At 62.9% G+C, this 25,761-nt stretch carries 21 protein-coding genes and 1 tRNA gene; 15 read left to right on the top strand and 7 right to left on the bottom strand.

All coding sequences use genetic code 11. The features are described 5' to 3' along the window. Positions 1–19: 19 nt before the first annotated feature. A complete protein-coding gene (locus EJ075_RS06505; protein WP_126103780.1) occupies positions 20–748 on the bottom strand; it encodes a 3-deoxy-manno-octulosonate cytidylyltransferase in 729 nt (242 codons plus the stop codon). Positions 749–941: 193 nt separating this feature from the next. Between EJ075_RS06505 and EJ075_RS06510 the strand changes: the two genes are divergently transcribed. The 3 genes from EJ075_RS06510 (at position 942) to EJ075_RS06520 (ending at position 5,533) form a co-directional block, all read left to right on the top strand. After that, positions 942–1,610, top strand: a complete 669-nt coding sequence (locus EJ075_RS06510; RefSeq protein ID WP_126103781.1) for a cytochrome c family protein — start codon at positions 942–944, stop codon at positions 1,608–1,610. A gap of 159 nt (positions 1,611–1,769) precedes the next feature. Next, complete coding sequence (locus EJ075_RS06515) at positions 1,770–3,647, top strand: extracellular solute-binding protein (RefSeq protein ID WP_126103782.1); 1,878 nt, start codon at positions 1,770–1,772, stop codon at positions 3,645–3,647. After that, positions 3,647–5,533 (top strand): extracellular solute-binding protein, encoded by a 1,887-nt coding sequence (locus tag EJ075_RS06520; protein WP_126103783.1) that lies wholly within the window; start codon positions 3,647–3,649, stop codon positions 5,531–5,533. Before EJ075_RS06515 ends, EJ075_RS06520 begins: the two co-directional genes overlap by 1 nt. A gap of 86 nt (positions 5,534–5,619) precedes the next feature. Here the strand turns inward: EJ075_RS06520 and EJ075_RS06525 are convergent, their stop codons facing one another. Beyond that, a complete protein-coding gene (locus tag EJ075_RS06525) occupies positions 5,620–6,825 on the bottom strand; it encodes an integrase core domain-containing protein (RefSeq protein WP_126103784.1) in 1,206 nt (401 codons plus the stop codon). A gap of 320 nt (positions 6,826–7,145) precedes the next feature. Here EJ075_RS06525 and EJ075_RS06535 point away from each other — a divergent pair, with 320 nt between their 5' ends. The 4 genes from EJ075_RS06535 to EJ075_RS06550 are packed head-to-tail and all read left to right on the top strand — an operon-like array spanning position 7,146 to position 11,981. After that, positions 7,146–8,240, top strand: a complete 1,095-nt coding sequence (locus tag EJ075_RS06535) for a microcin C ABC transporter permease YejB (protein ID WP_126103785.1) — start codon at positions 7,146–7,148, stop codon at positions 8,238–8,240. Further along, entirely contained in the window at positions 8,240–9,379 is a 1,140-nt protein-coding gene (locus EJ075_RS06540; protein WP_095487784.1) for an ABC transporter permease, read from the top strand. The genes EJ075_RS06535 and EJ075_RS06540 overlap by 1 nt, the downstream gene beginning before the upstream one ends. After that, positions 9,376–11,007 carry an ABC transporter ATP-binding protein gene (locus EJ075_RS06545; protein WP_095487782.1) on the top strand — a complete coding sequence of 544 codons (1,632 nt, stop codon included), beginning with the start codon at positions 9,376–9,378 and terminating at the stop codon, positions 11,005–11,007. Before EJ075_RS06540 ends, EJ075_RS06545 begins: the two co-directional genes overlap by 4 nt. A gap of 32 nt (positions 11,008–11,039) precedes the next feature. After that, a complete protein-coding gene (locus EJ075_RS06550; protein ID WP_095487780.1) occupies positions 11,040–11,981 on the top strand; it encodes a glyoxylate/hydroxypyruvate reductase A in 942 nt (313 codons plus the stop codon). Here EJ075_RS06550 and EJ075_RS06555 read toward each other — a convergent pair. Continuing rightward, the gene (locus EJ075_RS06555) at positions 11,978–12,337 is read right to left on the bottom strand and encodes a hypothetical protein (RefSeq protein WP_095487778.1); all 360 of its coding nucleotides are present in this window, start codon (positions 12,335–12,337) and stop codon (positions 11,978–11,980) included. The two genes, EJ075_RS06550 and EJ075_RS06555, sit on opposite strands and share 4 nt — an antisense overlap. 206 nt (positions 12,338–12,543) lie before the next feature. On the opposite strand from EJ075_RS06555, the gene EJ075_RS06560 reads away from it, so the two are divergent. Both EJ075_RS06560 and EJ075_RS06570 read left to right on the top strand, forming a co-directional pair. Then, positions 12,544–13,554, top strand: coding sequence for a ligase-associated DNA damage response exonuclease (locus tag EJ075_RS06560; RefSeq protein WP_126103786.1), 1,011 nt, complete (start codon positions 12,544–12,546; stop codon positions 13,552–13,554). A gap of 241 nt (positions 13,555–13,795) precedes the next feature. Beyond that, positions 13,796–15,397: a cisplatin damage response ATP-dependent DNA ligase gene (locus EJ075_RS06570; protein WP_126103787.1), complete on the top strand. Its 1,602-nt coding sequence runs from the start codon at positions 13,796–13,798 to the stop codon at positions 15,395–15,397. 108 nt (positions 15,398–15,505) lie between these two features. Here EJ075_RS06570 and EJ075_RS06575 read toward each other — a convergent pair whose 3' ends face one another. After that, positions 15,506–16,702 carry a hypothetical protein gene (locus EJ075_RS06575; RefSeq protein ID WP_164547046.1) on the bottom strand — a complete coding sequence of 399 codons (1,197 nt, stop codon included), beginning with the start codon at positions 16,700–16,702 and terminating at the stop codon, positions 15,506–15,508. A 346-nt stretch (positions 16,703–17,048) separates the two neighbouring features. Between EJ075_RS06575 and EJ075_RS06580 the strand changes: the two genes are divergently transcribed. The 4 genes from EJ075_RS06580 to EJ075_RS06595 all read left to right on the top strand — a co-directional run bounded on the left by EJ075_RS06580 (position 17,049) and on the right by EJ075_RS06595 (position 18,919). Then, positions 17,049–17,124: transfer RNA gene (locus tag EJ075_RS06580), tRNA-Thr, on the top strand. Between the two features lie 318 nt (positions 17,125–17,442). Next, the gene (locus EJ075_RS06585) at positions 17,443–17,868 is read left to right on the top strand and encodes a globin family protein (protein WP_126103789.1); all 426 of its coding nucleotides are present in this window, start codon (positions 17,443–17,445) and stop codon (positions 17,866–17,868) included. 65 nt (positions 17,869–17,933) lie between these two features. Further along, positions 17,934–18,260, top strand: a complete 327-nt coding sequence (locus EJ075_RS06590; protein ID WP_126103790.1) for a hypothetical protein — start codon at positions 17,934–17,936, stop codon at positions 18,258–18,260. A gap of 125 nt (positions 18,261–18,385) precedes the next feature. Next, positions 18,386–18,919: a DUF2380 domain-containing protein gene (locus EJ075_RS06595; protein ID WP_164547047.1), complete on the top strand. Its 534-nt coding sequence runs from the start codon at positions 18,386–18,388 to the stop codon at positions 18,917–18,919. 188 nt (positions 18,920–19,107) lie between these two features. Here the strand turns inward: EJ075_RS06595 and EJ075_RS06605 are convergent, their stop codons facing one another. Then, on the bottom strand, positions 19,108–20,007 hold the full coding sequence (locus EJ075_RS06605; RefSeq protein ID WP_206437537.1) for a LysR family transcriptional regulator: 900 nt from the start codon (positions 20,005–20,007) through the stop codon (positions 19,108–19,110). Between the two features lie 164 nt (positions 20,008–20,171). Here EJ075_RS06605 and EJ075_RS06610 point away from each other — a divergent pair, with 164 nt between their 5' ends. Beyond that, entirely contained in the window at positions 20,172–21,038 is an 867-nt protein-coding gene (locus EJ075_RS06610) for a class I SAM-dependent methyltransferase (RefSeq protein WP_126103792.1), read from the top strand. A 39-nt stretch (positions 21,039–21,077) separates the two neighbouring features. Beyond that, positions 21,078–22,016 carry a carbon-nitrogen hydrolase family protein gene (locus tag EJ075_RS06615; RefSeq protein WP_126103793.1) on the top strand — a complete coding sequence of 313 codons (939 nt, stop codon included), beginning with the start codon at positions 21,078–21,080 and terminating at the stop codon, positions 22,014–22,016. Positions 22,017–22,018: 2 nt separating this feature from the next. Here the strand turns inward: EJ075_RS06615 and EJ075_RS06620 are convergent, their stop codons facing one another. Next, the gene (locus EJ075_RS06620; protein WP_126103794.1) at positions 22,019–23,590 is read right to left on the bottom strand and encodes an indolepyruvate oxidoreductase subunit beta family protein; all 1,572 of its coding nucleotides are present in this window, start codon (positions 23,588–23,590) and stop codon (positions 22,019–22,021) included. Continuing rightward, the gene (locus tag EJ075_RS06625) at positions 23,583–25,736 is read right to left on the bottom strand and encodes an indolepyruvate ferredoxin oxidoreductase subunit alpha (RefSeq protein WP_126103795.1); all 2,154 of its coding nucleotides are present in this window, start codon (positions 25,734–25,736) and stop codon (positions 23,583–23,585) included. Before EJ075_RS06625 ends, EJ075_RS06620 begins: the two co-directional genes overlap by 8 nt. Positions 25,737–25,761 lie beyond the last annotated feature (25 nt).

The following is a 25,761-nucleotide window of genomic DNA, read 5'->3' on the forward strand; positions in this document are numbered from 1 at the left end:
CTCGGGTTGACCAAATGTCTCAGGTTGAAAGGATGGTTCTGGCGCGTTCGAGGTCGTCCGGCGTGTCGACGCCGAACGGCGCGGACTGCACGATCTCGGCGTCGATGCGCATGCCGGCCTCCAGCGCCCGCAACTGCTCGAGCTTCTCGCGCCGTTCCAGCGGCGACGGCTTCAGCGCGACGAAGCGTTCGAGCGCTGAGCGGCGATAGGCATAGAGGCCGATGTGATGATAGAGCGGCCCCTCGCCCCAAGGTGCCGTGGCGCGGGTGAAATAGAGCGCCCGCAGCCGTGTCTCCGACAGCGGCGAGCCAACGATCTTGACGACATTCGGATTGGTCTTTTCCTCGTCGCGGACGATCTCGATGCCGAGCGTGGCGATGTCGACCGTCGCATCCTCGAAAGGCCTCAGCGCGGCATTGATGATCTCGGGATCGATGGTCGGCAGGTCGCCTTGCACATTGACGATCGTTTCGACCTTGCGCCCTGGATCCAGCGTGGCCAGCGCCTCGAAGATGCGGTCGGAGCCCGATTCGTGGTCCATCCGCGTCATGACAGCCTCGAAACCATGCGCGCGCACCGCTTCGGCCACGCTTTGCGTATCGGTGGCGACCACCACCCGGCCAAGCCCGGCCTCGGCGGCGCGGCGGGCGACGTGGACGATCATCGGAGCGCCGGCGATATCGGCCAGCGGCTTGCCCGGCAGGCGGGTCGAGGCCATGCGGGCCGGGATGAGGATGAGCGTGGACATCGGGTGACGAAGCGTTCGAAAAAGAGGATGGGAAAAGTGGCAAAAGGTCTCACTGGAAGCGCCCTTATAGGTGTTGCAACGCCAGAGCAAAAGACCTAGTTTCCGCCCGATTTGACCGCCTCGCGGGGTGGTTCACGATTACCGACGGACGGAGTGGACGGATCGGTCCGCCGGAAAAGGGAGCCTGGGGCGTATGGACTCTTTCGAAATCAACAAGCTGATCGGCGGGCTGCTCGGAACCGTGTTCGTCGTGTTCTCCGTCGGCATCGTGTCCGATGCGCTGTTCGCCTCCCCCGCACCGGAAAAACCCGGCTTCGCCATCGAGGCGACCGAGGAGCCTGCCGAGGGCGGCCCGGCAGCCCCGGCGGCAGAAGCCAAGCCGATCGCCGACCTCCTGGCCAACGCCAATGTCGAGGCGGGTGCCGCCGTGTTCAAGAAGTGCCAGGCCTGCCACTCCGGCGAAAAGGGCGGGCCTAACAAGGTCGGCCCCGATCTGTGGGACGTCGTCGATCGTCCAGTGGCCTCTCACGAGGGCTTTGCCTATTCGGCTGGCATGAAGGAATATTCGAAGGCCGGCGCGGAGAAGTGGACCTACGAGAACCTCGACCACTTCCTCTTGTCGCCCAAGAAGGACGTGAAGGGCACCGCTATGGGTTTTGCCGGCCTGCCGAAGGATGAGGACCGCGCCAACGTCATCGCCTATCTGCGCACGCTGTCGGACAATCCGAAGCCACTGCCGACGCCTGGCGCTTCGGCGGCTGCACCCGCTGAAGGTGCGGCGCCGGCCAAGCCGGCAGAGGGTGCAGCACCTGCTGCTCCCGCACCAGCCCCTGCTGCTCCCGCACCAGCACCGGCGCAATAACGCAATTGTCATGTACATATCTTTGGGAAAGCCGGGCTCAGCCCGGCTTTTTTAATGGGAAAAGCGCATCTGCGGCGACAAAGCCGGCCTGTCGCGGTTTTCATGAGCGTCAAATGATCTAGATTGTCCGCTAAACAGCCATCGCGAAGAGGAGAAGGCATGACGGTTGGCCGAACGTTTCTAAGATCGGTGCTGGTTATGGCGGCTTTTGCCGGCGGCCTGCAGGCAACCTTCGCGGACGAATGGCGCACCACCTCGTCGCTGATCGGCGAATCCAAATATGGCGATAATTTCCAGCACTACGACTACGTCAATCCGAACGCGCCGAAGGGCGGCACGCTGAATTTGGTGGTGCTCGGCACGTTCGACAGCTTCAATCCCTATATCGTCCAGGGTTCGCCGGCAGCCGGCTTCACACAGTTCGGCGGCGGGCTGCTCTATGACACGCTGATGGAGCAGGCGACCGACGAGGGCAGCGTCAGCCATCCGCTGATCGCCGACGCCTACAAACATCCGGACGACTATTCCTCGGCGACCTACCGCCTGGACCCACGGGCCAGGTGGCACGACGGCCAGCCGATCACCACCGACGACGTCATCTGGTCGTTTCAGGTGCTGAAGGCCAACAGCCCGATGTACAGTCGCTATTTCGAGAATGTCACCGATGCCGTCGCGATCTCGGACCGCGAAGTCGAATTCCATTTCAGCCAGAAGGGCAATCGGGAGTTGCCGAAAATCATCGGCGATCTCGTCGTGCTGCCGAAGCACTGGTGGGAAGGTACCGACGCCAATGGCAAGAAGCGCGACGTCACCAGGCCGACGCTGGAGCCGCCGCTGGGGTCCGCCGCCTACAAGATCGCCAGCTTCAAGCCGGGCTCGGAAATCATCTGGCAGCGCGTGCCCGACTATTGGGCAGCCAAGCTGCCGGTGAAGATCGGCCGGGAGAACTTCGACACCCAGCGTTTCAGCTACTTTCTCGACGATAATGCGGCGTGGCAGGCCTTCACCAAAGGCGGGCTGGATGACATTAAGCCGGAAAACAGTTCGAGGCGCTGGAACACGGCCTATAATTTCCCGGCAGTCCAGGCTGGCGACGTCATCAAGAAGGAATTCAAGACCGCCTCACCCGAACCGATGCAGGCGTTCATGCTCAACACGAGACGTCTGTTGTTCAGGGATCGCCTGGTGCGCGCCGCGCTGACTTACCCGCTCGACTTCGAGTCGATGAACCGCACGCTGTTCTTCGGTTCCAATACCCGTACATCAAGCTATTTCCAAGGCACCGAACTGGCATCGAGCGGACTGCCGCAGGGCAAGGAACTGGAGATCCTTGAGCAATATCGCGACAAGCTGCCGCCCGAAATCTTCACCCAGGAATTCAAGCTGCCGGTCTACGATTCGCCACAGGCGGAGCGTAAGTATCTGAAGACTGCGGTCGATCTGTTCGCCAAGGCCGGTTGGGTGATCAAGGGCGGCAAAATGGTGAATGCCAAGACGGGCGAGCCGTTCAAGTTCGAAATCCTCGGCTGGAACGACACCGACCAGGTCCTTTCCAGTCCCTACATCGCCAATCTGCGCAAGATCGGTGTCGACGCCACGCTGCGGCTGATCGACCAGACCCAGTACGTCAACCGCGTCAACAACTTCGATTTCGATGTCACCATATCGCAGCTGGGACAGTCGGATTCGCCAGGCAACGAGCAGCGTGACTTCTGGAGCTCGAAGGCCGCCGACACGCCTGGATCCCGCAACTATGCCGGCATCAAGAACCCGGTCGTCGATGCGCTGGTCGACCGCGTCATCTTCGCCACCGATCGCGACGACCTGGTTGCTGCCACCCATGCACTCGACCGGGTGCTGCTGTGGAATTACTATGTCGTGCCGCAACACCATCGGTCGGTGGTCTGGATGGCCTATTGGAACAAGTTCGGCATCCCGGAAAAGCAACCGGCCTATAGCGGCGTCGATCAGAATTCCTGGTGGATCGATGCGGACAAGGAAAAGGCGCTGGCGGCAAAATACAAGAGTGGCAATTGATGGCGGCGCTCCCCTGGCGCGACTCTCTGGCCCGCCGCGACTTTCTGGCCCTGGGCACTGCTGCCGCGGCGGCAGCGCTGCTGCCAGGCCGGGCCTTCGCCGCCATCCCGACCGGCGTAAAGCTGCACGGCCTGTCGGCCTTCGGCGACCTTAAATATCCCGCGGACTTCACGCATTTCGACTATGTCAATCCGGACGCCCCCAAGGGCGGCCAGATGAATTTCGCACCGCCGAACTCCACCTTCAACCAGAGCTTTCTGACGTTCAACACGTTGAATTCCCTGGTGTTGAGGGGGGATTCGCCGCCGCGCACCGAATTCTGTTTCGATTCGCTGATGGCAAGCGCACTCGATGAGCCTGACGCGGTCTATGGCCTGCTTGCCGAGTCCGTTACCTTATCGCCGGACCGCAATGGCTTCCGCTTCAGCCTGCGACCGCAAGCGCGCTTCCACGACGGCTCGCCACTGACCGCTGAGGACGTCGCCTTCGCATTGAAACTTTACAAAGACAAAGGCCATCCGAACCTTTCCCAAGCGTTGCGGCATATGACTGAAGCCGTCGCGGTCGATCCGGTTACCGTCAACCTCACCTTCAACGGCAAACAGTCGGCGCAGAATATCCTTGCGATCGTCGCAATGCCGGTCGTGTCCAAAGCCTTTTATACGGTCAACGAATTCGATGCCTCGACGCTGAAACCGCCGCTCAGTTCCGGACCATACAAGGTGGGGCGCGTGGCGGCCGGACAGACCATCGAATATGAACGTGTCGCCGACTATTGGGGCCGCGATCTGGCCGTGAACCGCGGCCTCTACAACTTCGACCGCATCCGTATCGATTTTTACATCAATCGCCAGGCAGCGTTTGAAGCCTTGAAAAAGGGCGACACGCATTTTCGCGAGGAATTTACCGCACGGGTATGGGCGACCGGCTACGACTTTCCGTCGCTGAAGGACGGCAGGGTCATCAAACGTGAATTTCCCGGCGAGAAAACGCCGGACATGCAGGCTGTCGCGCTGAACCAGCGTCGTCCGCAATTCCGTGATGTGCGCGTGAGACGGGCGATCGCCAGTTGCTTCGATTTCGAATGGACCAAGCGGGTTCTGTTTTACGGCGCCTACGAGCGTTCGCACTCGAACTTCGAACAGTCGGATTACAAGGCCGAGGGCCTGCCCACGCCCGGGGAATTGGCCCTGCTGGAGCCGTTCCGAGCCGAGTTGCCGCCGGAAACCTTCGGCGAACCGGTGATGCAGCCTGTCTCCGACGGTTCGGGCCACGACCGTAAGCTGCTGCGTGAGGCTTCGAGACTGCTTGCCGAAGCCGGCTGGAAGCGAGCGGGCAATTTCGTCGTCAATGATAAGGGCGAGCGACTGCGGGTGGAAATGCTGGCCGAGGACGATGGCATCGTCCGCCTTTTCTCCCCGTGGGCCGAGAATATGAAGGCGATCGGGATCGACGCTTCGATCCGGCAGGTCGATTCGACGCAATACGAAGCGCGGCAGAGCAATTTCGATTTCGATTTCAACCTGTTCAGATGGTCGATCGGGGCGACGCCGACTGCCGACGGCCTGGAAATCCTCTATGACTCCCGGATGGCGAAAATGCCGGGGATGCGCAACTATCCCGGTACAGAAAGCAAAGCCGTCGACGCGCTGATCGAGGCAGCCGGCAAGGCGCAGAGCCGGATCGAGCTGGTCACAGCGCTCAAAGCACTCGATCGGGTCTTGCGCGCGCGGCTAGACTGGATTCCAACATATCATCTCGCGAATCACCGAGTCGCCTATTGGGACATGTTCGGCTTTCCCGAGCAGAAGCCCGATTTCGGCTTTCCGGTCGAGGCGCTGTGGTGGTTCGACAAGGACAAGGCGGCAAAAATTGGCAAAGCCTGAATTTCTTGCGGGCGTCGGCGCCGCCCCTCACCTGCCTGCCGGTGTCCAGTTGATAGATGGGTAACACTTTGAACCGGATACATGGGTTACAGTTTTCCCCCTGTGCTGTCGGCCGCAGCGCCAAGCGGTCTGGTTGGCGCGGCGCTGCGGCGGACAAGTTTCATGCGCCTGGTGTCGAGGATGCCGAGCGGATGGGCATGGAAGCTGAGCGCCCATTCACCATCCTCGGTCTCTGCGGCGGCGACCGCTTCGCCGGCCAGCGTCTTGGAAACGTAGATGAAGCCGCCATTCCACCTGATCTCGCCGTTGTGACGCACGCTGCGCACCGCCGCCTCGGCCGGATAGTCGGGCTCGGGCGGTGTCGCGGGCATGGCGCGCGGCGAGGCGCGGTAATGCTGCGCCGGGGTGTCCATGGCCAGCGCCTCATGCGGACGCTCCTCATTGTAGCTGCGCCGGAAGGCCTCGAAGGCCTGGCTCTGGGCCATTCTGTCGGCCTCCGGCGTCTTGGCCAGCGGCAGCATGGTCAGGTGGAAGCGCTCGTGGCGCCCGTTCTGCTGCGGCTTGCCGGGCGCGATCCGCTCCAGCGTGATGCCGAGCTTGATGAAGCGCACCGAAAGCGGCGTCAGCCCGGTGACGCCGGCCGATGCGAAAGGCGGGCCATTGTCGCTTCTGAGCCGATCTGGCAGACCATGCTCCTCAAACAGCCGCTCGAATACCGGCCAGGCCTCATCGTCCGCCGTCGAGCCCGTCGCTTCGAGCGCCAAAAGGTAGCGGCTCGACGCATCCATCACCGTCAACGGTTCGCAGCGCCACCCGTCACGGGTCCGGAACCAGCCCTTGTGATCGCCCGTCCATACCGCGTTCGGCTCCTCGGCTTGCGGCCATGGTCCGTTGCCACAGGCCCGCAGCCGTGCCCGCTTGCGGACGCTGACAAGCCCGTGCCGCGCAAGGATCGCACCAGCCGTCGAGGCCGACGGCCACAGCAGCTCGGGAGCGGTGCGCTTGAGCCGCGCCATGATCTTCTTCGGGCCCCACAGCGGGTGCGTCTCCTTGGCCGCAACGATCCGCTCCACCAGATCCAGGGCCGTCGCTCGGCCATGATTGAGCGGCGCCCGCGGCAGATCATGCAGGCCTTCCGGGCCGAGCGCGCGATAGCGACCAAGCCATTTGTAGCCGGTCTTGCGCGATACGCCGTAGGCCACACAAAGCTCGCTCATCGTCTCCTCACCCGCCAGGCACTCCACAACAAACCGAAGCCGCTCGTCCATGATGCCAGTCTCTTGCCAAACCATCGCCGGTCCTCCCGGCGGACAAGAAAACTGTCACCCATGCAATCGGTCCATTCTGTTACCTATCTATCCGGTTCGGACACCGGCATCCTCTCCCCGTATAGTGACGGGGAGAGGGGCGCTTTCATCGATGGTTTCACCAATCACAAGCGTCGTAGTAAAAGCGCCGAGCCTACGGCCGGCCCATTTCTTCCCGTTACTATACGGGGAGAAATGTCCGGCAGGACAATGAGGGGCGGCGCTGGCGTCGACAATTGGTCTGAAGCGATTGCCTTGGGGGGCCGTCCAGACACAGTGCTCCTCTTCAAGGAGGACAACATCTGATGGGCGCCTATATCCTGCGCCGCATCCTGCTGATGATCCCGACCCTGTTCGGCATCATGGCTATCTCCTTCGCCGTCATCCAGTTCGCGCCGGGCGGGCCGGTCGAGCAGGTCATCGCCAGGTTGACGAACCAGGGCGGCAGCGACCGCCTCGGCGGCGGCGGTGGCGACGCGGGCGGCAGCAATGTCGACGTCGCCGGCGACGTCGGTTCGAGATATCGCGGCGCGCAAGGGCTCGACCCCGAATTCATCGCCAAGCTGGAAAAGCAGTTCGGCTTCGACAAGCCACCGCTCGAGCGCTTCGGCATGATGCTGTGGAACTATATCCGGTTCGATTTCGGCGACAGCTATTTCCGCGACATTTCAGTGATCGATCTGATCCTGGAGAAGATGCCGGTGTCGATCTCGATCGGGCTGTGGATCACGCTTCTGTCGTACCTGATCTCGATCCCGCTCGGCATCCGCAAGGCAGTCAAGGACGGCTCGACATTCGACATATGGACCAGCGGCGTCGTCATTGTCGGCTACGCCATTCCGGGCTTCCTGTTCGGCATCTTGCTGATGGTGCTGTTTGCCGGCGGATCGTTCTACGACTGGTTTCCGCTGCGCGGCATCACCTCCGACAATTGGGACCAGCTGTCCTGGCCGGCGCGGATCGTCGACTATTTCTGGCACATGACCTTGCCGCTGACGGCGCTGGTGCTGTCGGCCTTCGCCACCACGACGCTTCTGACCAAGAATTCGTTCCTCGAGGAAATCCGAAAGCAATATGTGGTGACCGCGCGCGCCAAGGGCCTGTCGGAACGGCAGGTGCTCTACGGACACGTGTTCCGCAACGCCATGCTGATCGTCGTCGCCGGCTTTCCGGGCGCCTTCATCTCGGCCTTCTTCACCGGCTCGCTGCTGATCGAGAACATCTTTTCGCTCGATGGGCTCGGCCTGCTCGGTTTCAGGTCGGTGGTCGAGCGCGACTACCCGGTGGTCTTCGCCAATCTCTACATCTTCTCGCTTCTCGGCCTGATTGTCGGGCTCTTGTCCGACCTGATCTACACTTGGGTCGACCCGCGCATCGACTTCGAGCGGAGAGACGTCTGATGGCCGGGGCCGCAGTCGAAACGACGCCGGACCGGATTGCCCGACCCTGGCTGTCGCCGCTCAACCAGCGGCGCCTGCAGAATTTCAGGGCCAACCGGCGCGGCTATTGGTCGTTATGGATCTTCCTCGTGCTTTTCGTGCTGTCGCTGTTTTCCGAATGGATCGCCAACGACAAACCGGTTCTCGTTGCCTACAAGGGAGAGATCCTGTTTCCGGTCGTGGTCGCTTATCCCGAGGAGAAGTTCGGCGGCTTTTATGCGGTCACCGACTATCGCGACCCGGTCATCCAGGACGAGATCAATGCCCATGGCTGGATGATCTGGCCGCCGGTCCGCTACTCCTACCGGACCGTCAACAACGCCATTCCCGAGGCAGCGCCCACCAAGCCGTCCTGGCTCTATGATGCCAAGACACGTTGCAACCAGTATCCGCAAGGTGCCGCCGACCCCAATTGCGTCGTCGGCAACTGGAACTGGCTGGGCACCGACGATCAGGCACGCGATGTGCTGGCGCGAGTCATCTACGGGTTCAGGGTCTCGGTGCTGTTCGGCCTTATCCTCACCGCCGGATCAGCGCTGATCGGCGTGACGGCCGGCGCATTGCAGGGTTATTTCGGCGGCTGGACCGACCTTCTATTTCAGCGCTTCATAGAAATCTGGTCGGCGATCCCGGTGCTCTATCTCTTGCTGATCGTCGCCGCCATTCTGCCGCCCGGCTTCTTCATCCTGCTCGGGCTGATGCTGCTGTTCTCATGGGTGGCGCTGGTCGGTGTCGTGCGGGCCGAGTTCCTGCGCGCCCGCAACTTCGAATATGTCAATGCGGCCCGCGCGCTCGGCGTGCCCAACGGCACCATCATGTTCCGGCATCTGTTGCCCAATGCCATGGTGGCGACGCTGACCTTCCTGCCCTTCCTGCTCAGCGGCTCGATCTCGACGCTGACCTCGCTCGACTACCTTGGCTTCGGCCTGCCGCCCGGCTCGGCCTCGCTGGGCGAGCTGCTGAAGCAGGCGCAGCGCAACCTCAACGCCCCATGGCTGGGCATTTCCGGCTTCGTCGTCATCTCGCTGATGCTGTCGCTGCTGGTCTTCGTCGGCGAGGCGACCCGCGACGCCTTCGATCCGCGCAAGACGTTCAGATGAGCGAAGCCCCTCTCCTCTCCGTCCGCGATCTCAGCGTCGCCTTCGTGCAAGAAAGCCGCCAGTCGATGGCTGTCGACCACATCTCCTTCGACATCGCCAAGGGCGAGACGGTGGCGCTGGTCGGTGAATCCGGGTCCGGCAAATCAGTCACGGCCCTGTCGGTGCTGAAGCTGCTGCCCTATCCGGCCGCCAGCCATCCGTCGGGAAAGATCCTGTTCCAGGGCGCCGACCTGCTCGCCACCGACGAGAAGGCATTGCGCCGCGTGCGCGGCAACAAGATCACCATGATCTTCCAGGAGCCGATGACCTCGCTCAACCCGCTGCACACAATCGAGCAACAGATCGTCGAGGTGCTGACGCTGCACCAAGGTCTTGGCGACCGGCAAGCCAAGGCGCGCACCCTGGAGCTGCTCAACGAGGTCGGCATCCGCGAGCCGGAGAAGCGGCTCGACGCCTATCCGCACCAGCTTTCCGGCGGCCAGCGCCAGCGTGTCATGATCGCCATGGCGCTGGCCAACGAGCCGGAGCTGCTGATCGCCGACGAGCCGACAACCGCGCTCGACGTCACCGTGCAGGCGCAGATCCTCGAACTGCTTGCGGAGCTGAAAAGCCGCAAGGGCATGTCGATGCTGTTCATCACCCACGATCTCGGCATCGTCAGAAAGATCGCCGACCGGGTCTGCGTGATGACAAAAGGCAAGATCGTCGAGACCGGACCGACGAAAGATATCTTCGCCAATCCGCAGCATAGCTACACGCGGCATCTGCTTGCCGCCGAACCGAAGGGCAAGCCGCCGGCGGCCAACGCTGCCGCCAAGCCTGTGATGACGGGCCAGGACATAAAAGTCTGGTTTCCGATCAAGAAAGGCTTTTTTCGGCGCACCGTCGACAATGTGAAGGCGGTCGACGGCATCGACGTCACCGTGCGCGCCGGCCAGACGCTCGGCGTCGTCGGCGAATCCGGCTCGGGCAAGACGACGCTCGGCCTGGCGCTGGCCAGGATGATCTCTTCGACCGGGACCATTCGGTTCAACGGGCGCGACATCAACGAGCTGACTTTCAACGCCATGCGGCCGCTGCGGCGCGAGTTGCAGATCGTCTTCCAGGATCCGTTCGGGTCCTTGAGCCCGCGCATGTCGGTCTCCGAGATCATCGAGGAAGGGCTGAAGATCCACGAGCCGAAACTGTCGCCCGATGAACGTGATAAGCGCATCGTCGATGTGCTCGGAGAAGTCGGGCTCGATCCCGCCACGCGCAATCGCTATCCGCATGAGTTTTCCGGCGGCCAGCGCCAGCGCATCGCCATCGCCCGCGCCATGGTGCTCAACCCGCGCTTCGTCATGCTGGACGAGCCGACCTCGGCGCTCGATATGAGCGTGCAAGCACAGGTGGTCGACCTTCTGCGCAGCCTGCAGGCGAAGCACGACCTCGCCTATCTGTTCATCAGCCACGATCTGAAGGTCATCCGCGCGCTTGCCAACGACGTCATCGTCATGCGCAATGGCAGGATCGTCGAGGCCGGCCCCTCCGAACAGATTTTCGAACGGCCGCAGACCGACTATACCAAGGCGCTGATCTCGGCCGCGTTCAGGATCGAGACGGCGCCGGTCGGCATCGTCAGCGAGTGACAGGGTCGCGTAAATAGGAAAAAGAATCCGAAATGGAAAAAGGCCGTATCCTGCTTGCCGTCACCGGCTTTCATCCGCAACGCTGGCGCGAACTCTTGTCGGCGGAACGCGAGGTGGTGCTCGAGCCGGACGGCGCCAGCGATCCCTCGATCACCTATGCGGTGGTTTGGAAGCAGCGGCCGAACCTTCTGTCGTCTCTGCCCAATCTGCGCGCCATCTTTTCGATCGGCGCCGGCGTCGACCACATCTTGGCCGATCCCACTGTGCCCGACGTGCCGATCGTGAAGGTCGTCGCCGACAACCTGACCCAGTACATGACCGAATATGTCGTCTGGCGGGTGCTCGATCATCACCGCCAGGGCATGCTCTACCGAACGCAGCAGAAAAGGAAGATCTGGCACGAGCCGCCGCAGCGCCCGGCCGGCGACATCTCTGTCGGCATCATGGGGCTCGGCACGCTTGGCCGCGCGGCGGCGTCGGTGCTTTTGTCGCTCGGCTTTGCAGTCAATGGCTGGTCGCGCAGCGAGCGGCCGATGAAGGGCGTTTCGACCTATGCGGGCGAGGCCGGATTGATCCCCTTCCTCAACGCCACCGACATTCTGGTGGTGCTTTTGCCGCTCACGCCGCACACGCAAGGTATCGTCAATTACGGCGTGCTGAAGGAGCTGAGGAAACGCAACGGCCTCGGCGGCTCGGTGTTGATCAACGCCGGGCGCGGCCGCCTGCAGAAGGATGCCGATATCGCGCGCGCGCTGGAGGACGGCACGCTGAAGGAAGCGAGCCTCGACGTGTTCGAGGTCGAGCCGCTGCCGAAGACCAGTCCGCTGTGGAGCCACCCGAAAGTGTTCGTGACGCCGCATGCGGCGGCGACCTCCGACCCCGTCCATCTGGCGCCGATCATGCTGCGCCAGATGGCCGCCTTCGAGCGCGGCGAGAAGCTCAAGAACCTGGTGGATCGCGACGCGGGGTATTAGCTAGGCAAGCCAAGCTTGGTCTGCTTGGCTGGTTTGCCACATTCGCGGCGGGCGATCGACCGGTTCATGGCGTCGATCCGGCCGCTTGCCTGTTCGACGTCACGCTGGGTCTTGGAACGGACGTCCGGCGTGAATGGGCCGAGGCCCACCCCCGGATCGGAGAAGGACGGCTTGGCATCCTGCGAAAGGCGATATCGCTGCGCCAGCTCGTTTCGTTGCGCCAGCAATTGATCGCAAGGCACGCTATCATATTGCAGCGAGGACTGGACATTCTCATCCTGTCGTTCGGCCATCGAGGCGCCGGCGCAGCCGGCCATCGCCAGGCAAGATGCCAAGACCACCAAGTTCCAGCGCATGGAATGTCCTCCGTATCGATGTCCCGCCCTTTCGGGCATGCGAATCGGGCTTTTTCGCAGCCTGCGCCACACGTGGCGCAGGTGAACGAAAAAGGGCGCCGGACGAGGTCCAAAAACGGAGGTCCCGCCGGCCGTTGCCTGTAGGCCGAGTCAGCAGTCACTTGCAACAGGCTTCCCGCGCCGGAATTAGCAACTATCTCTAAGCCATGCGCGCCAGCGACCTGCTTCATCCCCGGCCTGAGGGCCTCTATTGCTCACCCGGCGATTTTTTCATCGATCCGGTGCGGCCGGTCGACCGGGCGCTGATCACGCACGGCCATTCCGACCATGCCCGTTCCGGCCACCGCTCGGTGCTGGCCACACAACAGACGCTGGACATTATGGGGCTTCGCTACGGCGAAGGCTTCGCCGGGACGACGCAAGCGGCCGCACTTGGCGAGACGATTGCGCTGAACGACGTCACCGTAACCTTCCATCCGGCCGGCCATGTGCTCGGCTCGGCGCAGATCGAGGTCGTGCATCAGGGCACATGCATCGTCGCGTCGGGCGACTACAAGCGCCAGAGGGACGCGACCTGCGAGCCGTTTGAACCGGTCAAATGCGACGTATTCATAACCGAGGCGACCTTCGGCCTGCCGGTGTTCCGCCATCCGCACGATACCGAAGAGATCGCCCGCCTGCTGAAATCGACGGCGCAGTTTCCCGAACGCGCGCATCTGGTCGGCGCCTATGCGCTCGGCAAGGCGCAGCGGGTCATGCGCTTGCTGCGCGATGCCGGTTACGACAGGCCGATCTACATCCACGGCGCGCTGGCCAAGCTCAGCGACTACTACCAGGGCCAGGGCATCGACCTCGGGACACTGGAGCCGGCGACCGTCGAAAGCGGTGGCAAGGGCGATTTCATTGGGGCCGTCATCGTCGGCCCGCCTTCGGCCTTCGCCGACCGCTGGGCGCGGCGCTTTCCCGATCCGATCTCGTGCTTTGCGTCCGGCTGGATGCGCATCCGCCAGCGCGCCAAACAGGGCGGCGTCGAGCTGCCGCTGATCATTTCCGACCATTCCGACTGGGACGAACTGACCGCGACGATCAAGGAGACCGGCGCCGAGGAAATCTGGGTGACGCATGGCCGCGAGGAGGCCCTGGTGCGCTGGTGCGAGCTCGAAGGCATTGCCGCGCGGCCGCTGCATCTCGTCGGCTATGAGGACGAGGGCGATTGATGGCGGGAGGTTCGGTAGTCACCTGCGCAGAGCTCTACGGCGCCCCCCTCTGTCCTGCCGGACATCTCCCCCTCAAGGGGGGAGATCGGATGTCGCGCCGGCTTTCGCCAATCACTGACGTTGCAGGACGGGCGGCAAGAACGAAACTGCCAATCTCCCCCCTCGTGGGGGAGATGTCCGGCAGGACAGAGGGGGGCGCGAAGGATCGCAAGCTTTCCCGATTGGCCTGGCGCGTACCCTCATGAACCGCTTCGCCGAACTTCTCGATCGCCTCGTCCTGACGCCGTCGCGCAATGGCAAGCTGACGCTGCTGACCGATTACTTTCGCAGCGTCGAGGATCCGGATCGCGGCCTGGCGCTGGCCGCCATCACCGGCGATCTCACCATCGCGGCGGTCAAGCCGGCGATGCTGCGCATGCTGGTGATGGAGCGCATGGACCCGGTGCTGTTCGGCTATTCCTATGACTATGTCGGCGACCTGGCGGAGACGGTGTCGCTGGTCTGGCCGCAATCGCCCGAGGATATCATCAACCACGAGCCGACGCTCTCCGAGGTCGTGGCAAAGCTGCAGGCGGCGAGCCGTTCCGATGGACCGAAGGTGCTGGCCGGATTGCTCGACAGCGCCAGCATCTCGGCGCGCTTCGCCATCATAAAGCTGGTGACCGGCGGCCTGCGCATCGGCGTCTCGGCGCGGCTGGCCAAGCAGGCGCTGGCCGATCTCGGCAAGGTCGACATCGCCGAGATCGAGGAGCTGTGGCATGGGCTGACGCCACCGTATGCCGAGCTGTTCGCCTGGCTAGAAGGCAAGGCCGAGAAACCTGAGAAAACGGCGCTGGCGCTGTTCCGGCCGGTGATGCTGTCGACGCCGGTCGGCGACGGCGATCTCGAAAAGCTCGATCCGACCGACTACGCCGCCGAATGGAAATGGGACGGCATCCGCGTCCAGGCGGTTTGCGAAGGCGGTGTGCGCCGGCTCTATTCGCGCACCGGCGACGACGTCTCCGGTGCCTTTCCGGATCTCGCCGACGCAATGGACTTTTCCGCCACCCTCGACGGCGAGCTTCTGGTCGGCGATCCCTTGCAGGCGACCGGCACTTTCTCAGACCTGCAGCAGCGGCTGAACCGTAAGAGCGTGACGCTGAAGATCCAGCAGCAATACCCGGCCTTCATGCGCTGCTACGACGTGCTTCAGATCGGCGACGAGGACTTGCGACCGCTCTCCTTCCACGAGCGGCGCAGCCGCCTCGAAGCCTTCGTCAGGAGTCTCGATCCGAGCCGCTTCGATCTTTCGCCGCTGGTCGAGTTCACCGACTGGCAGGCGCTGGAGCAATTGCGCCGCAAGCCGCTGCATCCGGTCATCGAAGGCGTAATGTTGAAGCGCTGGGATTCGCCCTATGTCGCCGGTCGGCCGAAAGGCCCATGGTTCAAATGGAAGCGCGATCCGCACACGGTCGACGCCGTGCTGATGTATGCCCAGCGCGGCCACGGCAAACGTTCGAGCTTTTATTCCGATTACACGTTCGGCGTCTGGTCCGGGCCGGAAGGGTCGGAGGAACTGGTGCCGGTGGGCAAGGCCTATTTCGGTTTCACCGACGAAGAACTGAGGCAGATCGACAAATATGTCCGCGACAACACGATCGAGCGTTTCGGCCCGGTCCGCTCGGTGCGAGCCGACCGCAGACAAGGCCTCGTGCTGGAGGTGGCGTTCGAAGGACTCAACCGCTCGAGACGGCACAAATCCGGCGTCGCCATGCGCTTTCCGCGCATTTCACGGCTGCGCTGGGACAAGCCGGCGGCCGAAGCCGACCGCATCGAGACGCTGCAGGCGCTGCTCGACCGTTAGAGCGACGTGCGTCCAATTGGACGCACAAAGTACGCTCTAACACTTTTGGATGTACGCATCGTGCTTTTCCGAAAATCGATTCCGATTTTCGGGCCGATGCGTTGAAGCTCAAGGAACGATCGAGACGCGGATCTCGTAGATGTCGACCGACTTGCCCTGCTTGTCGAAGTCGGAATTGATGGCGATGGTGCCGGCAGCGCCCGGACGCTTGTCGGGAAAGCGCACGTCGAACAGATATTCGTTGTTCTCATGGCCGACCGCGTAGCGCTTGCGGCCGCAGTCGCCGAGTTCGCCGAAATTGCAATCGACGGAGATCTGCGTCTCCTGGCCCTCCTCGGAGCGGGCGATGATGTCGAACACGGCGTGCTTGCCGGCGAGTTTTTCCAGCACGCCTTGCCCGACGTCGAAGCTGATGGCAGAGCCGGAGGCGCCCGACCGGATGCGCAGGAAGGAGCCGCTGTCGTCCTGCATGACTTCGGCCTTGGCATCCGAAGGCGCACTGACAAGCGCCGGGTCGCTCGGCGAAAACACATTGATCCAGTCGCGATCCTCATCCGCCTCACCGGGGGTCAGCGGCGAGGCCGTGTCGCTTGGCGGCGTGAAATCATCGTCCTCCACTGTCGGAGGCGCTTGCGGAGGGGCCGTGTCGAGTTGGGCCGCCGACTTGAAGACGCCGGTCTGCGCTGCGAAATAGAGGCCGATGCCGGCGGCCGCGAGCAACGTGACGCCGAGGAAGATCGCGGTGAGAGGCAGGCGGGGGCCTCTCACCCGCCTCTCGTCGCGGTCGGGCATCACCTCTGCGTCGTCGTCTCCGGTCGATGCAGGGGACGACATGTCGATCTCCGGCACATCGGCAGAAACCGCCTCGGGCATGATATCGGGAACGACCGGCAAGACGCGCGACCGGGGCATATCGGATGCACGAGGCCCTACCGGACCGTCGACAACGACGTCAGGCGACGGCGCGGGTCCAGCATCGGCATCCGCACCCGGTTCGACATTGGATTCAGCCTCGGCTTCGGCTGCGCTGTCAGCCGGCTGCTCCGCCGCCGGTGCTGCGGCGTCATCATCGGTCGGTAGGGCGACATCGGGAACCGCCGGCAGGAACTCGGATTCGATTTCCGTGATCTTGGCCTGCACCGCCTTGCGGCGCTTGATGGCGACTTCCACCGTCACGCTCGGGTTGGCCTGCAGGGCGCGGTCCAGTGCGGCGAAGGCCGATCGGTAGACCCGCTCGCGAAACGCCCGGTCGTCGGCATTGCCTTTTTCGAAGGCGTTCCGGATCGCTTTTTCGATCGCGTCCAAGCGGGATCCCTCTGCACGTATGGTCACATTGTCATGATCGTTAGCCGTAGGCGACCAATCAATCAACGGGCCAGCGGCCGCATTCTGCCTTGGCGACGCATCCAGGGGCCATTTCGGCGATTTTCGGTAAAGGAATCAACATTTTTCCCCGATTATTCCGGCCCCTGCGCCAACGTGGCGGTCGCGCGGCCTGCCGGTACTGCATCACGCGACCGCTTGGCGGATCGGCGCGGCGGCCCTGATAGGCCTGGGATGAGCCCCCGACGCGAAATGCCAAAGTCCCATCTTGAATTTGTGGCGGGTTGCGTTTATCACCCAGCGCATCTTGGAGGCCCTGGCTTCCCGGGCCGCTTTAGCTCAGTTGGTAGAGCACATCATTCGTAATGATGGGGTCAGGTGTTCGAGTCACCTAAGCGGCACCACTATTTCTCAAGGCTTTGCGGGGTCTGAGGGTATGGCAGAAACCGCGTGGTAGCACGCTGTCTTCAGCGGCGCCTTTTCGCCCCTTGCCTCATGTACAGGCTCGCTTCCGTCTTCCTCAATTTCAAACGCGCCCATCATCAGGATGCGAGCGACCCAGCGCACGATCCCGTCCGTCGGGATCTGAAAGACAAATGAGCGCAAATGAAACCCAATTGAGACACAACTGAAACACATCTACGCGCAGGCGACATGCACGCGAAACGCTTTGGGAGGATTGTCGAGCCTCACCCAGCTTAGGGAATGCAGGAGCGTCGCCGATGACACCCGACCAGATCAGACTTGTCCAGGACAGTTTTCGCGAGGTCGTCGCAATACGCGTGGCCGCCGCCGCGCTGTTCTATGAACGCCTGTTCGCGATCGACGCGGATCTTCGCATGCTGTTTCCGGTGACAGACATGGCCAAGCAAGGCGCCAAGCTGATGGCGAGCCTGGGCTTCGTCGTGCACGGATTGGACCGTGCCGACACCATTCTCCCGACGGTGCGCGTGCTTGCCAGGCGTCACGTGACCTACGGCGTCAAGGAACATCATTACCCGATCGTCGGGCAAGCGCTCATCGAGACGCTGGCGGCCGGCCTCGGCACGGCTTTCACGCCGGCCGTGCGCGACGCTTGGGAGGCAGCCTACGGGTTGCTCGCAAGCGTGATGATCGCGGCTGCCCGCGAGGATCAGCTCGCAGCGTGATTTATTGGGATGCAGCCGAAGGCGACCATCCACCCGAACGACAATTCTAAATGGAGAGAAAAACGATGTTCAGATACACAGCTCTTGCAGCGCTTTGCGTTGCGGCAAGTTCCGCTTCTGCCGGCGAACTCACGGCCCGTCAGGGTGGGACCGTCGATCTCGGCAACTTTCACGGCGTCGTCTACTACACCGAGGCCGATGACGGCTATCGAGTGGTCACCACGATGGCGGCGGGCGAAGAAAACCTGCCCGTGCGCTTCGTCGCGACCCTCACCGAAGGCCAGGCGATGGTGATCTCGGTTCCGGGCGAGTTGGCAAAACCCGGCCAGACACTCGAAATCTCGCGCGCCAAAGGCAAGCTCGTCGTCGCGAAGGTCGAGTCCACCCAGTAACGGGTGGAAGTTGACGTCGCGACGCAACCGGGTAGTCTTGCGCTTGCTTTCCGCGCCTCCAACAACGCGAAGAGACAATCGGCACCGCCTTTGGGATGGCTATCATTCCAACCTCGGAGAACGAGATGCTCAAGGTGCAACGCGCAGAAGTTCGATTTCGGCTTTTTGAGCGCGGACGATTTTTCCTTGTCCTGCTAGGCGCCGGTGCACTTGCGTCGGCCGCCTTTGCCGATGTCGTCGAGCCCCCGACCCTCGCCGTCGCGGATTTCGAGTTCAGGGATACGTCAGGCGAAGTCAGGGACCAGACCGCCGAACACGAAACGCGACTGAAGGCGTTTGGCGTTGCATTGCGGGATGGTCTTTCGGAGAAGATCGACCTCGTCGCATTACCCTGTCAGGCAGAACGGTGCACCATCAGGGACCCCGGCCTTGTCGATCTCTCGAAGCAGGCAAGAACAGCCAGCGCGAACTATCTACTGATCGGTCAGATGCACAAGATGAGCACGCTGGTTGGCTGGGTGAAGTTTGCAGTGCTGGATTTGAACAACAACAAGCCTGTCTGCGATCGATACCTGACTTACCGGGGAGATACCGACGAAGCGTGGCGACGAGCAGCAGAGTTCACGGCGCGCGACATCGAGAAGCACTGCATTCCGTAGGTGCGTCTCTATCACCAACGCATCTTGGAGTGCTTTGGCTTCCCCGGGCCGCTTTAGCTGAGTTGGTAGAGCACATCATTCGTAATGCGGGGATCGCGTGTTCGAGCCACGCAAGCGCACCAAAAATTCTCCAAACGAATCGGCCATCGAAAGGCCGCCGATCCAAGCCATTGTGACTCCGGCCAAACTTATCCCAACGCTTCTCGGTTAAGCAGCGTGTCGTCGCCGTGCCTCGGTCGTCGCCCTTCGAACAGGGCACTCTGGTCGCCGATCCGCGCAATCATATGTTCGCGAAAAACCCTCACCCGTTTGGTGCGCCGCAAGTCGGGGTGATAAAGCAGCCATAGCCCCAGATCGTGTATCGGGTCTGGCGCGCGGAAGCGCTCCAACCGGTCGTCACCGTCGCCCATGAAGCAGGGCAGGTAGGCCAAGCCGACTCCCTGTTTCAAGGCGGCGAGCGTGAGCAATGTGTCGTCGACAAACAGGCTGTGATGGTGGTCCGGGCAGGCCTCGTTGGTCCAGGATTGATGGAAAGCGCAGCATTCCACCCCCAGCCACCTTGGTTTGGCGCTGCCGGCGCGCAAAGCCTTGAGGTAGTTTCTTTCCCCGTAGACGGCTGATGCAACGTTGGCGAGCCGGGTACCGACCAGAGTGTCAAGTGGCGTGTTGGTCAGGCGAATGGCGATATCCGCGTGCCGCTCGGCGAGGCTGACATACTTGTTGGAAACCTGCACATGCAGCTCGATGTCCGGATAGCTTTCGTTGAAACTGGCAAATATGGGCATCAGCACGGATGATGCCATATTGTTGATCGCCGACACCCTCAGCTCGCCGGCAATCCGATTTTCCTGACCGCCGAGAGCGCCCTCGACTTCGAGGACCTCCATCTCCATCTTACCGGCCGCCATTTTCAATTCCTCGCCGGCCGCGGTCAGTTCGTATCCGGACTTCTTGCGCTCGATCAGGCGCGTGCCAAGCTGCGTCTCCAGCACCCTGATCCGGCGCGACACGGTGGAATGCTGAACGTTCATGCGTTTGGCGGCGCCGCTGATCGAGCCGTCGCGCGCGACCGCCAGGAAAATCCGCAAATCATCCCATTGCATCATGGAGCCCCGATCTGTGCAATTTTGCAAAATGGGCGTCTAGATTTCGAGAATTGAGCCGAAACTACGCGCCCAATATCGTTTCCTGCAAGACAATACTGTCTTCCGGATGCCGTCCGGTTTCCGAGGTTATGCGCCAGGAGGCGACCATGGATCAGCAGCAACCGACTTTCGATCCCGTCAAATTCAAGGAAACGACCCGCAAGCAATGGGACAGCGCGGCCGAGGCATGGAACCGCTGGGGTCCGCTCCTGTCCCGGTGGCTTGGACCGGCGACGGAACTGATGCTGGACATGACCGATGTAAAGCGCGGCAGTCGCGTCCTCGATGTCGCCGCCGGTGCCGGGGAACAGACATTGACCGCGGCGCGGCGCGTTGGCCCCGAGGGTTATGTGCTCGCGACCGACATTTCGGCCGGGATTCTCGATTTCGCCGCCAGCAACGCGAAACTGGCGGGCCATGGCAACATCGACACCATCGTCGCCGACGGCGAAATGCTGGGCGCCATATCCGCTGACCCCTTCGACGCCGTCATTTCGCGCGTCGGCCTGATCTACTTTCCGGATCAGAACAAGGCGCTGGGCGGAATGCGCGACCACCTCAAACCGGGGGGAAGGGTCGGTGCAATCGTCTATTCCACGGCAGACAAGAACCCGTTCTTTTCGATCCCTGTCGGTATCATTCGCCGCCGCGCCGCGCTGCCCGCACCACTGCCCGGCCAGCCAGGCCCATTCAGCCTGGGCGATCCCACGGTTCTAGCAAAACGTCTGATTGATGCCGGATTCCGTAACGTCCGGATCGAAAGGATCGATGCGCCGGTGCGGCTGCACTCGGCCCTGGAATGTCTGCAGTTCGAGCAGGAATCGTTTGGCGCGCTGCATCAGATGCTCGCCGGCCTGTCCGCCCGGGAACAGGACGACGCGTGGGCGGAAATCGAAGAGGCGCTTGGCCAGTTCGAGCGGGACGGACAATTCGCGGGACCATGCGAAATGCTAGTCGCGGCCGCCACAAGATAGGGACACGCCGGCCTCTGTGCCGAAGCGAGGAGGAACCTCATGACGAGAATTGCCATTGTCCAGGAACCGCCGGCTTTTCTGGATCGTGAAGGGACGATCGCCAAGGCAGTGCGGCTGGTTGCCGAGGCCGCGAATGGCGGCGCCGAGCTTGTGGTCTTCTCCGAGGCGTTCATCCCCGGATACCCCGCCTGGATCTGGCGCCTGAAGCCGGGGGCCGACGGCGGCCTGGCAGGCCAATTGCACGGGCGCCTGGTCGACAATGCCGTCGACCTCTCGTCGGATCAACTGCGCCCGCTGTTCGACGCCGCCAGGACGTTCAAAGTGACCATCCTGTGCGGCATCAACGAACGCGACAGCCAGTGGAGCCGCGCCACTATCTACAACAGCGTCATCGTAATTGGCCCGGACGGTTCGCTTCTAAACAGGCACCGCAAGCTCATGCCCACCAACCCCGAGCGGATGGTCTGGGGATTTGGTGACGCCAGCGGGCTGAAGGTCGTCGACACGCCTTCAGGACGGGTTGGCTCGCTGGTTTGCTGGGAGAACTACATGCCGCTTGCCCGGTACGCGCTCTATGCTCAAGGCATCGATATCCACGTCGCCCCAACCTACGACAGTGGCGACGGCTGGATCGGCACATTGCAGCATATCGCCCGCGAGGGCGGCTGCTGGGTCATCGGCGCCGGCAATGTCTTGCGGGTGGAAGACTTGCCGCGCGACTTTCCCGACCGTGACCGCCTCTATCCGGACGCGGACGAGTGGATCAATCAGGGCGACTCCGTGGTCATCGCGCCAGGGGGAAAAATCGTTGCCGGCCCTTTGCGCAAGGAAACAGGCATTCTGCATGCCGACATCGATCTCAAGGCGGCAATTGCCGCTCGCCGCAGTCTCGACGTCGCCGGGCACTACAGCCGGCCGGATATTTTCACCTTGCAGGTCAACGCAAAATCGCAAAGGCCGGCGGAATTCAGCTATTAGCTCTACTGCAGCGACGCCACGGTCTTCAGCGCACCATCGAGCATATCGCCCTTCTCGTCCTTTAGCGCGGCTTCGCGCAGGCGGCGGATCCAGTCGGCAGCATCCGCGCGGCCCTTGAGCAGGTCGAGCGCCGACAGCACCCGGTCGAATTTCGACTGCGCGCGAACATGGGTGTCGCTGTAGCCCTTGATCAGCCGGCGGCAGTTGAGGATCTCGACGGCAAGCGCGTAGTCTTCCCTGACATGGCCGAGCGCCAGCGCGTACCAGCGCTCGAGATGCGCGGTCTCGACCTTGTGGCGCAGCAGGCGGCGACGCCAGCGGCGCATGCCGCCGATGAACCAGAGGGCGGCAAAGCCGGCGAAGCTGTCGGTGCGGATGCGGCGGCCGCGATTGATACGGCGGTCGAGAAAGGCGGCAAGCTTCGGCCGCGCCTCGATGTAGCTGCCGAGCCCGGCCGGCAGCGTGCCGCAGAATTCCTCGATGCGCGGATGGAAATATTCGGTCACCTGGAGGATCGAGCCATCCTTGACGCCGACCTCGCGGCGCACGCGCTTGTCGCGAGTCGAGCGCGTCTTCAGGTCAGCGACGCGGATCATGTCGTCGTAGCACATGGCGTTGGCCAGATGCTTTGCCGCAGCGATCGACAGCGCGTAGTCGTGGTCGGCATTGTCCAGGACGACCGCCCGGTCTAGCCGGTCGAGATACTCGCCGCCATAGGCGATGTCCTGATAGTCGACCACCTTCCTGAGGCCGCGAAGCGCCATGTCGCGCACCGGGGCCGGCAGCGCAGCGACCCGGGCGGCTAGTGCCTGCCAGCCCTTCATCAGGCTTTCCGGGCCGCTAACCTTTGCCGCCAAACCGATTTCGACAGCTTTCGGCTCCGCAGCCTTTTCGCCCAGAGGTGGCGCGTTCGTGATGCCGCGGGCGCGATCAAAGGAGGCGCCAAAGGCGGCGAGACTGGCCTTCACGCCGCGGCCGCCGGCACTGACCGCCTGCTCATAGCTTTCGCGGGTGAACGGCAAGGCATCGGACCCCGCCAATGCGCCGAGCAGGCTGGCCGAGATCATCGAGCCGTTGTCGGCGGCGATCTTCTCCATGTCGAAGGCGATGAAGCGCTTGGCCGCGGCTTCCGCTGTCGCATGCACCTTTGGCGACGAGGCCCGGCCGTCGCCGGGCTCGATCTTTTCCGACACCGCGGCGATGCGATGCGACGAGGCGATCAGCGTCGTGCGCTCGGACGTGACGAAGCCACGGATGATGGCGCGGCCGGCTTCCATCAGTTCGGCGGCGATCAGTATGTCGACGTCGCCCTGCGAAGGTGATAGCGCGAAGACCGGCAGCCGGCCGGTGTCGCGGCACATCTCGACATAGTAGATGGTGGCGCCGGTGCGCTGGGCGACGCCGGCGACCGAGGTCGACTGCGCGACATAGCCGTTGCGCTCGGCGACGTCGGTGATCCAGTCGGCCAGCACGCCGCCGCCCTGGCCGCCGACCGCCAGCACGGCAAGCTTGATGACGCGCTCATCTTCGCGAGCGCCGGCTTTCGAGCGCGATGAGGGGACCGCGTCAAGCATCGGCGAATGTCAGGCGCCGGCTTTCACGGCGCCGCTGCAAGAGGCCGATCGTGGCGCGACGGGCGGCTTCCAGGAAACGGTCCCAGCGGCTCGGATTGTGCACCATGTCGGCGCGGTAGAAGGACGGGCACAGCACCGCCGCATCGGCGACCTCGCCGCAATTGCCGCAGCCGACGCAGCTCTGGTCGATATGCGCCACCGGATCGTCGCGCAGCGGATCGTCCAGCGACTTCACCGAAAGCGACGGACAGCCGGAAAGCCGCATGCAGGCATGGTCGCCGGTGCAGATGTCCTCGTCGACGCCGAATTTCGGCTTGACGATCCGCTCACCGCCCTTGATCGCCTTGTCGACCAATGGCTTTTCGCGGCGCTGCCGGTTGAGCATGCATTCGGACGAGGCGACGATGACTTTCGGGCCCTTCTCGTCCGTCGTCAGCGCCTCGCGCAGCGTGTCCTGCATCTTGGTGACATCGTAGGTGCGGTCGATGTGGCGCAGCCATTTAACGCCCATGCCTTTCACCGCCTCGGTGATCGGATGCTTTGTCGATTTCGTCTTATTGCCGGCGCGGGATGAAAGAATATCCTGCCCTCCCGTCGCGGCAGAATAGAAATTGTCGACGATGACGATGACGCCGTCGTTCTTGTTGAACACCGCATTGCCGATCGACGAGGTCAGTCCGTTGTGCCAGAAGCCGCCGTCGCCGACGAAGGAGATCGAGCGGCGCTTGGCGTCGGGCGAATTGAACGCCGAAGCCGAGGCCGGCCCCAGCCCGTAGCCCATTGTGGTGGCGCCAAGCTCGAAAGGCGGCATGATCGAAAACAGATGGCAGCCGATGTCGGAGGCGATGTGGTGCTTGCCCAACTCCTGCTCGACCAGCTTGGTGGCGGCAAAGATCGGCCGCTCCGGACAGCCGACGCAGAAGCCTGGCGGACGGCCCGGGACGACATTGACCAGGTCGGCGGTATCGAGCCCGTCGCCGATCTTGTTCGGCGCGCGGACCTCGCCCGGCAGCAAATGGGGGATGGTGGCGCGCAGGAACGATCCGATGCCGTCGAGCATGACCTGGCCGGTATATTCGCCGGCCATCGGCAGATGTTCCTTGCCGACGAGTTTGGTGCCGCGCCCGGCTTTGTGCAGCATCGCGGCAAAGGCCTGCTCGATATAATTGGGCTGGCCTTCCTCGACGACGAGCACGGCGTCCTTGCCCTCGCAGAAGGACAGGAACTCGTCATCGACCAAGGGATAGACGGCATTCAGCACGTAGAGCGGCACGTCTGTCTCGCCATAAGTATCGGCAAGGCCGAGGCGCTGCAGCGCCCGGATGACCGAATTGTACATGCCGCCCTGCATGACGATGCCGACCGAGCCGTGCTCGGGACCGAAGAACTCGTTGATCTTGTTCTCGCGGATGAAATCCACCGCCGCCGGCCAGCGTTTTTGCACCTTCTCCTTCTCGTGCAGGAAGGAGGCTGGCGGCAGCACGATGCGGCCGGTGTCACGGCGCGGCGCGTCGAGCGCATCGGCCACCGTCATCGCCGGCCGCTTGTTGTCCTTGGCGATGAAATGGCCGTGGACATGGCAGCAGCGGATGCGGACCTGCAGCATAACCGGCGTGTTGGAAATCTCCGACAGCTCGAAGCCGTCCTCGACCGCCTTGACGATCGACGGCAGGTTCGGCCGCGGGTCAAGCAGCCAGACCTGGCTCTTCATGGCGAAGGCATGGCTGCGCTCCTGCATGATCGAGGAGCCCTCGCCATAGTCCTCGCCGACGATGATCAGCGCGCCGCCGGTGACGCCGCCCGAGGCGAGATTGGCGAGCGCATCCGACGCAACATTGGTGCCGACCGTCGACTTGAAAGTCGCCGCGCCACGGATCGGATAATGCACCGATGCCGCCAGCATGGCGGTGGCGGTCGCTTCCGAGGCGCTCGCCTCGAAATGCACGCCGAGCTCACCCAGAATATCCTGCGCGTCGGCCAGCACGTCCATCAGATGGCTGATCGGCGCGCCCTGATAGCCGCCGACATAACCGACCCCGCATTGCAGCAGCGCCTTGGTGATGGCGAGAATGCCCTCGCCGGAAAACTCCTCGCCGGCGCCGAGCCTGAGCTTTTCGACTTCCTTGGCAAAAGACCGTTCGGCCATTTTTTGGCTCCTTCCGTTACCGCCG

This window comes from Mesorhizobium sp. M6A.T.Cr.TU.016.01.1.1, assembly GCF_003952585.1.
GTDB lineage: Bacteria > Pseudomonadota > Alphaproteobacteria > Rhizobiales > Rhizobiaceae > Mesorhizobium > Mesorhizobium mediterraneum.